Raw genomic sequence first — 11,546 nt, 5'->3', positions numbered from 1 at the left:
TATCAGGTCCCGCAAACGTGTTGCCACGTTTCCAAAGAGAACCGGCTTGCGGTATTTCGTGATCCAGACCAGATGAAACTTTAAGTCGTAAACGGAATGGGATGTCTTGCGGTAGTTTCTCATGCCGCAAGCCTACTAAAGTCTTCGCCTAAAGGCGAGGGATTTTCTCCCATTCCCCGTATGGGACATTAAAATCTCTATCTGAATCGCCTGCTTCCCTATAATCTTTTGAAGCTTCTCTATTTCGGCCTTATAAGCATCCTCTCCAGATACACCGTTGCTAAATGCTCTTTTCCCTCCCTCTAGAAACTTATCCCTCCATCGATAGAACAGGGTCTGGCTAATCTGGTGCTCACGGCAGATATCTGCCGCAGCCCTCTTCCCCTTGAGACCCTCCAGCACAATAGCCAACTTCTCCTCCCCTGACCATTTCCTCTGCTTCATTCCCTTTCACCTCCTATTCAAAGCTTCTCTCCTTGACTTCCACTCAGCCTAACCTCCCCGCCTGCCTGGCGGGCAGGTACACCTTCGCCGTGTCCAGTTTCAATGGGTCTCAGTATACTGCAGCCATTGAGGGTGTGTGTTGTGATATGTGGCAGAACTATATCGATGTCATTTACGAGTATTGTGGGCAAGCTGTGATTGTCTTTGATAAATTCCACATCATCCGCCACCTTATGGATTCCATTGACAAAGTACGGAAGATGGAAGCCAAGGCATTGGCTGAGATAGGCTGTGATGTGCTGAAAGGGACCAAATACATATGGTTGAAAAATCCCTGGAAATTGACCCCCAAGCAGAAGGTTACGCTTTCCCATCTGCTCAAGACCAATTTGAAGATCACAAGGGCCTATTTGCTCAAGGAACTGTTCCGCAAACTTTGGGAATACAAAACCAAGGCCTGGGCAAAGAAATATCTCAAACGGTGGTTCCTGTCTGCCGACCAGGCAGGCTGGTGGGCCACTCACAGCAGGTTGAAGCCCCTGCGGGATTCTGCTTGGATGCTCAGATGCCATGAAGAAGGAATCCTCGCTTATTTTGATATTCGTATCGATAACAGCATTGTGGAAGCCATGAATAATAATGCCAAGGTAATCAGCCATAGATCCCGCGGTTACCGCAGTGAAAACACCTTCTCTTTAGCTATGATCCATTCCCTTGGAGGGCTCCCACTAGCTCAATGTCAGCACAGATTCTCATGATGAGCCATCTTAGATAAACGCCCCTCACCCCCGGAGGAATCGGAGGAATAACCTGAGCCTTCCCCTCTACGGCGCTACTTAGGCATGAAGGCGTCACAAGTTGATGATTCCCCGCTAACCTGCACAGCCGCTGGATTTTCTCCCCATTTGGCATAAGAGCAATTAAACAATGTAGGCATAAACATCTTACAATCTCCACATCTCGCCACTCCCATCTTACACATACTGGCATCCGTATCTGGTCGCACTATTCTCCCCGCCGTAGGACAAATAAACATGTGCGGCATAAACATTTTACAGTCCTTACATGTTGCCATTTTCTCAACCTCCTTGCATTGGGCCAATTTAAAAGTCCGAACGTCTTGACAGCCCTGGCTTTTTCTGGTGACCCCTAAGCCGATCAACCCACTCTTGCGCGCGATCACCACTTTTTTCGACCTCTTTGTGCACCTTAAACTGCTCCGCTAGGTGGAATAGAAAATCGTATTGCTTCCTCCGTTCCTGAATTGGCCGCTGTACTCTTGAAAACTTACGATATCAATGCTCCTATTATTCCACGGGGCACAGCAGCTAGATCAGCAAGACTGAAACTCCCTCCAAACTCTTTGTATCCCATTTCCTCCCCCTTTTGTGGCCTTTTTTAACTGGAAGGGAAGTATATCATATGTTCAAGTATTTCTAAAGTAATTTCCAACGGTTAAATCAAAACTAAGGCCCTCAACCCCAGCAATTTCCCAGGACTTTTTCCTACCTCTCCCAACCACAACCAAAAAATATTACCCCTTATCCCTTTCTATTTTCTTCACTCACTGTTTGGACAATTTTCGGCAGGTTCTGCAAAGGTTTCATATCCTCGCTCCACATCCTGCCCAAAGATCATTTTTCACATCCAAGGGATAGCTGTCTCACTTCAGGGCTTTTTTTCGGTTGAATCGAAATAATAGTCGCTGTAGGGGTACCCCAGCTTGTCGTATACCTTTACCTTGTGGGCGAAAAATCTTGCGTTGTTCTCTTCCTTGAGCTTGACCCCGAGTTGTTCGTTGAATATTCTAATTGTTTCATCGATCCTCGGGGGGCATCCCTTTAGCCACACGCCTTTTTGGACGCCTTCAGCGTTACGATTAATCGCATAGTTGCAGTCCCCCATGAAAATGGTAGTCTTGGCAGTCCCACTCGGCCTCATGGCCTTTCCCGAAAGGATCTCAAAATTGTCAAAGGGTTTTCCTTCATAAGCGCCCAAAAGCATCACCAGGACGGCCGGAAAGACCTTGGAGCAACCCGTGCACATGCTCTGCCCGGGGTTGCGCATCTGGAACCCGCCGATGCCCTGTTTTTCAAAGATCTGGGGCACGAGCCCGTCTGTCGACCACGGCGTGTCATATTCCAGTTGAAGCGCGCATTCCGCGGGATTGAGCCCCCTGACCTCGATATCGTCAACGGACAGGCTGCGGCCGTTTCGCCCGGCAAAGCCCTTCAGGTGCCCGATCTGCTCCGGTTGAAACCCCACAAGGGTCGCCCCGACACAGTCGTTTGAAAACATGTCGCGGCTGGCCATGACGAGGTCGGTGCGGTGTGCGTGTCCCGTGTACATGGGTCCCCTTTCCATGGCGTAGATCCCGTCGGTGACCACCAGGTGAGGATACAATCGCGAACCCAGTTCCACCAGGTACTCATCCACCGGATGATCCGGGTTATGACAGGCCTTTTTGGAACTCTGCGCCAGGCACCCCTTGAGATTCTTGAACCCCATGCTAATTTTTGTCGCATTGTGTGTCTTCAGCACGGGCACATTGATCATGAACTCCGCGTCAAGCACCCGTTTCGCGATGCGGAGAGTAAACGGACCCAGTGCGGTCCTAACATGATCCTCCTGATTCAGGTCAACGAGCCGGACACCGTACTGTTTGGACAGATAAGCGTAATTGAGACGTTCGTAGATGATATAGGTCTCCGAACCCATCTCCTCCTGTCTAGCACTCCCCTCGGCGATGGTGATGTCTCCCACGCCGAAGTCCTTGAGGGCACGTACCAGCCCTTCAAGCACCACACTCGTGGTCAGAACGCCGAAGGGCGCGAATCTGTATTTGTCGACCCAGCTCACCAGATTGGGTTTGATGAGCACCTTCATGTTTGGATCCAGGTTCTTAAAGCCGTCGCAAAGCTCAATGGCCTCGGCTACGGCGTTTTTTTCGTACTTCCACTTTACCAGGGAAACCGGCGCTTCCGTATCCTGGTTATGCAGCCCCAAACCTGTTTTCATATTATCTCACCCCTTTCCCTTTTCCATATCCATCTGGCTACACATACTGGTGTGCAAGCCCATAAGTTTTCCAGCAAACGCGATTATATCGATACCTGTGCAACCCCAGGGTGCGGTCACACTCATTTTCTTTCTGGCAAATCTGACGGCTACCCAAAATCAATGCTTCCGTGAAAATTCCACTCCACATATGCAACATGAGCATCTGAATACGAGCAATTCCGGAGCCTGCCCCGGGGAGCGCTCCGGGGGAGGCAAAACAATACAGGGTGACTACCTTGACCTCTCTACCAAGTCATCAAACTGATTCGCTTGAAAAAGGACAAAGGCGTCAGCACCCGCCCGGTGCCCAGCGGGATGCACTGCTATCAGCTCAACCGATTGTCTCAGGATACCGTTTTCTGATTACCGAAAGCGAACCGCTGATCGCCTTCGTCCGGCAATGACCGTTTTCGGATCGACACGGGTTATTCGCCCCCGCTACTTCTCACCCGCCCCGGCCAGTTCTTTCGGATACTTTTCAGCACTGATCACGCGGACTTTGCCGTGTTCAATACCCATCACGTAGATATCTTGGCCGTATGCGCGGCCGCCCTTCGTGCACCCATCAAAATCTATCACAACATCTGTTTCTGCAATAGCCTGTTTACAGGCCTCCCTGCCTCGGACCTTGGTGGAAGACCCCGCTTCCTGCGCATCAAACTCTTTCTTTGCTGACCGTGTAGGCCCTTTAAAGAGTTCTTATGAATCATCTATCAAAAAATTTGAAACCTATTCTGACTCATTATAACCGCCTGGATCATCTCAATTTCCATTCGGGTTTTCTTTTCTCAACAAATGCCCGAACCGCTTCCTTGGTGTCTTCGGAGTTCACGACAGGAACAACTTTTTCTGCAGTAAACCGTATCTTTTCTTTATAGTTGGGATCGAAATTGATGAGTTCCTTCATGGCCATGATCGCCAAAGGCCCTCGTTCGAGGAGTGCCTCCGCTGTATCACGGGCCTTTTCCATCAGGTGCTCCCCGTCGACGATCTCATTGATGATGCCCAGTTCATGGAACCGCCTGGCATCATAAACCTTCAGCGCAAAAAGCATTTCCATTGCCACGGCCCTGGGCACATAGTTCGATATCAGCGCGGCGAACTCCACCGGAAAACCGAATCGGGCCTCCCCCAAGCCGAACCGGGCCCGATCGGTAGCCAGCCGGATATCGCTCTGCAGGGCGAGCCAGAACCCGGCACCGTTGACGCTGCCGTCCAGGGCTGCGATGATCGGTTTGGTCACCCCATGCCCGTCAGGGCCGATCCGCTTGTCTCCGAACATAGACGAGCGCGACCATTCAAACGGTATCCCCGCATCTTGCCTGGAGTTGATGGCCTTGACATCATAGCCCGCGCAAAAGTGTCCCCCTGCCCCTGTCAGGACGGCCACGCGCGCGGAACCACTGCTTTGAAATTCCTGCCATAATTCGTGTAGCGTACCGACCATTTCGCGGTCCAAGGCATTTCTGACCTCGGGCCGGTTCAACGTGATATAGGCGACTTGTCCCCTGATCTCATATTCGATTTTTGCCATCCTGCTCCCTCCCCTTGATCTTGCCCTGCCCCTGGCGGATCTTTCGTCCGGACGGGAACGGCTATTGCTTCACTCCTCGATGCCCGCCAGATACCGGGCAATCTTCTTCTTGGATTCGATATCGTAATTGCCGTAAATGGCGATTTCTTCCATGATCGGGGAACCGCCTCCATGAACCCCACTGACCAGTTTGCTTGCCGCCTGGGCCGATACGATGTAGTCGCTGATCAGACGGTAAAGCCGGTGCTGATGTTCCGCCGGGATCTCCTTTTTGCGCATGATGTACTTATTGAGGAAATCCTTGATCTCGTCATTGAAAAAATCTCCCTCCATGGGCAGCGTGGCACATAGCCCGCCTGCAATTTCGCAGAGCTTTTCATATTCGCCGTAGATGTTCACGCCGGCATGGCGGCGCCCCACATTGCAGTAGACCACATCGGGTTCCCAGGTCCCGGAAGATGTCTCGTGGGCCTGATAAGCAGCAGCCAGACCCGCAGCGAATACCAGTTCCGCCACGGCAATCAGTTCAACCAGAGCGTGGCGCACATGCTGGGCTCGCTCGATTCCCAGGTATTCGGCCACCAGGGCGGTCATTCCCATCAGGACATCCGTTATGGCAGGCTTGCACCCGGTGTAGGAATGCCGATGGTAGAGGGCGAACAGCAGGGCCAGGCGCCCGGCGAACTCCCATTCCCCGCACATGAATACCCGCTCGTTGGGGACAAACACATGATCGAAGATGACCATGGAGTCGCAGCTTCCAAAGGTCGGAAACGGAGCCAGAAGCCGTTTTCTCTGCACCGGGAACTTCCCAAGGGTGGAAAGACGGATCCCCTCGGTATCCGCAGGAATGGCGAACGCCACGGCCCAGTCCGCATCCTCCCTGGTCATGACCCGGGTCGGCACCACCAGCAATTCCTCTGCAATAGCCGCCATGGTGATATGCGCCTTGGCCCCGTTCACCACAATACCGTCTGGCCTCTTTTCAACGACTCTCACATACAGATCCGGGTCGGCCTGTTGATGGGGTCTGAGCCTCCTGTTACCCTTTACATCCGTCTGGGCGCAGGTGGCTGCAAGATCATTGTCCTGAAAATAGCGAAGGTATTTCAGAAAACGTTCGTGGTAATCGGTCCCCTTTTTTACGTCCACCTCGTGCGTAGCCACACTCAAGGCATTGAGGGCATCGACCCCCATGCATCGCAAGACGCAGGTTCCCGTTCTGTGGCAAAGCACCCGGGTCATCTCCTGCTTCTTGATCAGATCTTCCACGCTCCGGTGCGTGTGGGCAAAACGACTGATGGTCTCGCCGCTAAGATGGGACTTGGCCGTGCACAGATCTCGTATCTTGGGATCGGGGTCCGTCTGGGCATCATAGGTCGCACAAACGGTATTCAACGCCGGCACCAGTCTAGGGTCGTCTCGGCCCACCAGTTCCCCATTCATGAAAACGTTCTTTTTCATGGACAAAAGACTCTTTTTGTATTCTTCCGCAGTTCTCATACCTTCACCCTCTGTATTGTGTTCCGGGCCGGGCTAGCACCCGGATTCTCGTTCGATAACCATGGCGCTTGATACCCCCCCTCCCCCGCACAAGGCGGCCAGGCCGTAGCGCGCATCACGGCGCTTCATTTCGTGCAGCATGGTCACCACGATCCTTGCGCCACTGGCGGCGATAGGATGCCCCAGCGCGATGGCACCGCCGTTCACGTTCAGCTTTTCTTCGTCTATGGGTGTCCCCTTTGCCTTCAATTCCTTCAGGACGGCCAGGCATTGTGCCGCAAAGGCCTCATTAAGTTCCACGAGGTCCATCTGGTCCAGTGTCATGCCGGCACGTGCCAAGGCCTTGGGTATAGAAAAGGCAGGACCGATTCCCATGATATTCGGGTCATTTCCGACAACGGCGTGGGAAACCACGCGACCCAGGATTTCCATATGACAGGATTCGGCTACGGCCCTGGACACGATCATCAGGATGGCAGCGCCGTCCGTGACAGGAGACGAGGTCGCGGCCGTGACCGTTCCGTCCTCCTTGAATACCGGAGGAAGCCTCGCCATTTTTTCCAAGCTCGTATCTTCTCTCGGATGTGTATCGGTGTCGACCACAATGGGATCGCCCTTTCTCTGTGGGACCACAACAGGCACGATCTCATCCCTGAACCGGCCCTCCTTGATGGCCCTTACCGCCTTCTGATGGCTCTTGAGAGCGAAGACCTCTTGCTCTTCCCTGCTGATACCGTACTTCTCCGCGAGATTCTCTGCGGTGATCCCCATGGGCGGATTGCCGACTTCCGGGGGTGACAACTGAAAGGGAAAAACGAACTTGGGTGGGACCCGCATATAGGCCTCGGGCGGCTTGGGCAGGACATAGGGTCTGCGCGTCATGCTCTCCACACCCCCGCACAGGTACACATCCCCCTCGCCTACCTTGATCCCATTGACCGAAAGGGAAATCGCCTCCATGCCTGATGTGCATTGCCTTTCCAGCGTCATGCCGGGCACCGACAGTGGCAACCCGGCCTTTAGCGCTGCAACGCGCGCCATATTGCCTGTCTCATGGGCCTGGCAGTTTCCAAAAATGGCATCTTCAATCCGTTCGGGATCGATCTTGGACCTCTTCATCACCTCCTTGATCAGCACCACCAGCAGGTTCTCAGCGGGGACGTCTTTAAAGACGCCTCTATGGTCGGCAATCGGTGTTCTCAAGGCTTGAACAATGACAGGATCTCTTTCTTTCTGCATATTCATCATATTCATCCTCTCTACTCTGGAGTGTGTCTTTTCTATATTCCCGGCACTGGACCTCTCTCTGCAAACCGTATACCTGCCGCCCGGGATTCCCCAGGCTTAGGATCGCACGAGATCTCTGCCCGGCTCGCCGATCCGAAGATTTGCCGTCCCGGGCCTACCCCGCGCTCTGGAATTGATAGGCGATCCGGTTGTGTGGCAGAAGGACCGGAACCACCTTCAGGGACATGCCGATCCGGATGTCTTCCTGTGCCATGTCACTGTCGAGGACGGCCAGAATCTGCACCCCGTCTTCAAAGGCCCCCAGGGCCAGGATGTACGGAGCCCTATCCTCGAAGCCGATAGGCCCGTAATGCACAACCGTATAGGTCACCAGCCTCCCTGTACCCGAAACCTCGATCCATTCCATGTCCTCTGACAGGCACCGGGGGCAATCCACCTGCGGAGGGAACTGCGTACCTCCACATTTCCTGCACCTCGCCGCCATGACCTTGCCTTTCACCAGCCACTCCACGAAAGGCTCGACCTTGGCTTCCTTTGTATAACTGACAACGCCGAAATTCCCGAAGCCCATCGGGCTACCTCCCTAAAATGGTTACATTGGCGAAATGTCCGATACCCCCGACATTGTGCACAAGCCCAATCTCGGCATTCTTTACCTGGACCTCCCCGGCCTCCCCGCGGAGCTGCTGGACGATGGTTCGGATCTGCGACCCCCCGGTGGCGCCGACCGGATGCCCTTTGCACAGCAAACCGCCGTCTACGTTTACCGGAATCCGCCCTTCCAGATAGGTCTGTTTTTCATCAATGAGAAAGCCCCCCTGCCCCGGCCCAACAAAGCCCAGATCCTCATAAGCCATGATCTCCGCAATCGTGAAGCAGTCATGGACCTCCGCCAGATTAATGTCCGCAGGCCCCAGGCCCGCCATCTGGTAGGCCTGTTGCGCGGCCTGTCTCGAGCAGGAAAGACCGGTGAAGGATTCCCTCCTGCTAAGGCCCGTGTTGCTGGCCGCTCCCAGACCCAGGATCCAGACGGGCTTGGGGCAGACCCTCCCGGCCACGTCCCGATGGGCCAGGATCACGCAGGAGGCCCCATCGGCGTTGGCGCAGCAATCCAGCATCCTGAGCGGAGAGGCCACCGGAGTCGATGCCATGACTTCGTCGAGTTCCAGGGCCTTTCTGTAGGTGGCCTTGGGATTTGCGACACTATAGTGGGAGTTCTTCACCCGCACGCCTGCAAGCTGCTCCAGCGTCGTTCCGTAGCGTTCCATGTGCGCCTGCGCATGCAGCGCATAGCCCGCAGCCATGGTCAGGCCGAAGGACGACTCCCACGTGATGTCATAGGATCTTCCCATGAGCTCGGCCACTTCCCGGGAATTCAGGCCGGACATCTTTTCCACCCCAACCACCGCGACCACCTTGTAAAGGCCCGACATGATGAAAGACCAAGCCACCCGCAAACCAGTGGTGCCGGCAGCGCAGGCATTTTCGATGAGAAACGTGGGTTTGGGGGTCAACCCCAGGTATTCGGAAATCGGGTTCTCGGGCGTACGCTGCTTGTCATACATAGAGGAACAGCAGATGGAAGCATCGATCTCCTTCTTGTCCAGCGCCAGCCCCTGCATGGCCTCCCGGAACGCCTCGAAACACAACTCCGTGATGGGCATCCCGCACCTCCTGGAGAACTTGCTCTGCCCTACCCCGATGATGGCCACGTCTTTCATCTCAAGGGCTCCTTTATGCTAAGATTCCTGACCCCTTCCTTCTTAGGGACTTCTTGGGACCCCGTTGCTAGAGGATGGTTATGCAATATGTAGACCAGACATCCCTCGGGCTCATTATTATTTTTTAAGAAATTGAAAACACAGCCTTTTTACTATTCAAGGCAGATCCGCGGGATTCGACCCCGGGCAGGCATCCTGTATAGTGAAATCGACAGAATTCAAGGGCTCCCCGCTGATCGCATGGGAAACGGCACCCATCGCTTCTAAGGGGGATTGAGGAGATACTACATGTAGAAAAAATCATACACGAAGATTATTCGCAGATACGGTGGGCCCATTTCCACGAGTTCGCCGCCGGAGGCGAGCCGTGGCGCGCAACGTCGTTTTCTCGGTTTCTCCCTGCCCTGGAGAGGCAGTGTTCCTCCTTTCGTCTTCGGACATCTTTTCTGTTTGATTCCTCACCTTCCGGGAAACCGGCAATTGATCAAGCAACTCCGCGAACCCCGCTCCGTTTCAGGCCAAGGACCGGCCTGCTCTTCACGGGGGGCCCAGGCAGACGGCCAGGACTCCCACGATCACATACCAGGTGGCCCCGATGAAAAAGGCCGCAGGATAAGCGCCTGTGATGTCGAATATGAGGCCCCCGACCATGGGCCCCATCAAGCCTGCAAAAGCGGCTACCGACCAAAAATAGGACATGATTTCCGTGAGGCTTTTGGCGCCGAAATACTCGCCGATCAAACCCGGTATGATGGTGAGCCTGATTCCGAAAAGAAACCCGTATGCGAGAACGAAGACATAAATCATCCAGCGGGTCCTTGAACACCCGAGCCAGACCAGACACATGGCGATCAGGAATGCGCAGACGATCAGGGTGTTCTTCCAGCCCAGCTTTTCCGACGTAAAGCCCCCGAAAATTCGGGACAGGATACTCACCCCGCCGATCAGGCCTAACAGGGCCGCGGCTTCGCCCTTGTGCATGCCCAGATGTTCAGCAAAGGGAACCAGATGGATGATGATCAGATGGGTCGCCATGGACGCGAAAATCCATAGTACGCAAATGACAAAAAAGGTCTTTGTCCTCACAATCTCCGACATGGTCCATGAAATGTCCTCCTGAGAGAAACGGTCCTTTCCCGGATCCTTCTCGACCGTAACATCTCCTGCTTCACCGCCATTGAATTCGCTTGCACCGTAAGGCGTCAATCCCATGGCGGTCGGAAAATCGACGATAAACGCCGCTACTACAAGCATGACGCCGCCCACAGCTATACCGATAATGAGATAGCTAAGGCGCCAATCCAGGTGCGAGACCAGCAGCCCGGCCAGGATCGGATACACCATGGCCCCGAACCCCAGCCCGGCGCTTACCAAGCCCACGACAATGCCCCTCTTCCTGATGAACCACCTCTGGACAAGGGCCAGGGGAAGAGACGTGGTCGCGGCCGCCCCGATGGACGCGATCCCGTAGTAGAGATAGTAGTCCCAGATCCCTCGAACCTGGCTGCACAGCGCAAAACCCAGCCCGATGAGGAAGGAGCATAGGAGAAACACGGCACGAGACCCGTATCCACTCGAAAGCCTCCCCATAATGGGCAGGGCGAAGCCGAAAAAAATGCAGTGAACGCCGTGAATGGATGACACAAGTGTTGCGCTCCACTGGAACTCCTGTCGTACCGAATTGAAAAATACGCCTATGGTATAGAACAGGCCGTATCCGCTGGCGCAGACAAAGCAGGAAAAGACAATGATCCAGCCGTAGAAAAATTTCCGCCGAATCCCCCTCATGGCACCCGCGTATCCCATTTCCCCCTGACCGTGCAGGCCAGCATCCCTTCGAGCCCGTCCGTCATATCCACCTTCGCCGTTGCCTTTCATGAAAAGCCCCCGGTTCATCCCCGGATCATCTTCCACGCCTGGCGGTGCAAAAGGGCAACCATAGTTCGCGAGCCGTCGGATCAGTCAAAGCATTGTGTGGCCCGCGATATGATATCGTTCTGGGTGTGTTCGGAAAGATCCACGAAAAAGGCGCTATA

Annotated in this window: 11 protein-coding genes; 1 reads left to right on the top strand and 10 read right to left on the bottom strand. The window is 54.3% G+C overall.

All coding sequences use genetic code 11. The annotated features are described in order from the left end of the window. Window positions 1-123, bottom strand: a 123-nt coding sequence (locus JRJ26_14400) for a transposase (GenBank protein MBW2058682.1), incomplete at its 3' end; no start/stop codon positions are given. A 12-nt stretch (window positions 124-135) separates the two neighbouring features. Next, window positions 136-444 (bottom strand): transposase, encoded by a 309-nt coding sequence (locus tag JRJ26_14395; protein MBW2058681.1) that lies wholly within the window; start codon window positions 442-444, stop codon window positions 136-138. Between the two features lie 32 nt (window positions 445-476). On the opposite strand from JRJ26_14395, the gene JRJ26_14390 reads away from it, so the two are divergent. Beyond that, window positions 477-1,202: a transposase gene (locus JRJ26_14390; GenBank protein ID MBW2058680.1), complete on the top strand. Its 726-nt coding sequence runs from the start codon at window positions 477-479 to the stop codon at window positions 1,200-1,202. A gap of 910 nt (window positions 1,203-2,112) precedes the next feature. On the opposite strand, the gene JRJ26_14385 is transcribed toward JRJ26_14390, so the two are convergent. From JRJ26_14385 to JRJ26_14350, 8 genes are all read right to left on the bottom strand, one after another. After that, entirely contained in the window at window positions 2,113-3,462 is a 1,350-nt protein-coding gene (locus JRJ26_14385; GenBank protein ID MBW2058679.1) for a DUF362 domain-containing protein, read from the bottom strand. A 480-nt stretch (window positions 3,463-3,942) separates the two neighbouring features. Next, window positions 3,943-4,083, bottom strand: coding sequence for a hypothetical protein (locus JRJ26_14380; GenBank protein MBW2058678.1), 141 nt, complete (start codon window positions 4,081-4,083; stop codon window positions 3,943-3,945). A 178-nt stretch (window positions 4,084-4,261) separates the two neighbouring features. Further along, on the bottom strand, window positions 4,262-5,038 hold the full coding sequence (locus JRJ26_14375) for an enoyl-CoA hydratase/isomerase family protein (protein ID MBW2058677.1): 777 nt from the start codon (window positions 5,036-5,038) through the stop codon (window positions 4,262-4,264). Between the two features lie 69 nt (window positions 5,039-5,107). After that, window positions 5,108-6,541, bottom strand: a complete 1,434-nt coding sequence (locus tag JRJ26_14370; protein ID MBW2058676.1) for an aromatic ring hydroxylase — start codon at window positions 6,539-6,541, stop codon at window positions 5,108-5,110. A gap of 33 nt (window positions 6,542-6,574) precedes the next feature. Next, window positions 6,575-7,780 carry a thiolase family protein gene (locus JRJ26_14365; protein ID MBW2058675.1) on the bottom strand — a complete coding sequence of 402 codons (1,206 nt, stop codon included), beginning with the start codon at window positions 7,778-7,780 and terminating at the stop codon, window positions 6,575-6,577. A 163-nt stretch (window positions 7,781-7,943) separates the two neighbouring features. Continuing rightward, complete coding sequence (locus JRJ26_14360) at window positions 7,944-8,360, bottom strand: Zn-ribbon domain-containing OB-fold protein (GenBank protein ID MBW2058674.1); 417 nt, start codon at window positions 8,358-8,360, stop codon at window positions 7,944-7,946. Between the two features lie 4 nt (window positions 8,361-8,364). Then, the gene (locus JRJ26_14355) at window positions 8,365-9,510 is read right to left on the bottom strand and encodes a thiolase domain-containing protein (GenBank protein ID MBW2058673.1); all 1,146 of its coding nucleotides are present in this window, start codon (window positions 9,508-9,510) and stop codon (window positions 8,365-8,367) included. Between the two features lie 537 nt (window positions 9,511-10,047). Further along, complete coding sequence (locus JRJ26_14350; GenBank protein MBW2058672.1) at window positions 10,048-11,388, bottom strand: MFS transporter; 1,341 nt, start codon at window positions 11,386-11,388, stop codon at window positions 10,048-10,050. Between the last annotated feature and the right edge of the window lie 158 nt (window positions 11,389-11,546).

This window comes from Deltaproteobacteria bacterium, from assembly GCA_019308905.1.
Lineage (GTDB): Bacteria > Desulfobacterota > BSN033 > WVXP01 > WVXP01 > JAFDHF01.
Note: the sequence above shows the minus strand (reverse complement) of the source record. Positions and strands in the feature narration are given on the sequence as shown.

Excerpts from the sequence above, each read along its gene's own strand:
- JRJ26_14395 (MBW2058681.1), bottom strand. The coding sequence starts at position 444 with ATGAAGCAGAGGAAATGGTCAGGGGAGGAGAAGTTGGCTATTGTGCTG.
- JRJ26_14385 (MBW2058679.1), bottom strand. The coding sequence starts at position 3,462 with ATGAAAACAGGTTTGGGGCTGCATAACCAGGATACGGAAGCGCCGGTT.
- JRJ26_14375 (MBW2058677.1), bottom strand. The coding sequence starts at position 5,038 with ATGGCAAAAATCGAATATGAGATCAGGGGACAAGTCGCCTATATCACG.
- JRJ26_14370 (MBW2058676.1), bottom strand. The coding sequence starts at position 6,541 with ATGAGAACTGCGGAAGAATACAAAAAGAGTCTTTTGTCCATGAAAAAG.
- JRJ26_14365 (MBW2058675.1), bottom strand. The coding sequence starts at position 7,780 with ATGCAGAAAGAAAGAGATCCTGTCATTGTTCAAGCCTTGAGAACACCG.
- JRJ26_14360 (MBW2058674.1), bottom strand. The coding sequence starts at position 8,360 with ATGGGCTTCGGGAATTTCGGCGTTGTCAGTTATACAAAGGAAGCCAAG.
- JRJ26_14355 (MBW2058673.1), bottom strand. The coding sequence starts at position 9,510 with ATGAAAGACGTGGCCATCATCGGGGTAGGGCAGAGCAAGTTCTCCAGG.
- JRJ26_14350 (MBW2058672.1), bottom strand. The coding sequence starts at position 11,388 with ATGAAAGGCAACGGCGAAGGTGGATATGACGGACGGGCTCGAAGGGAT.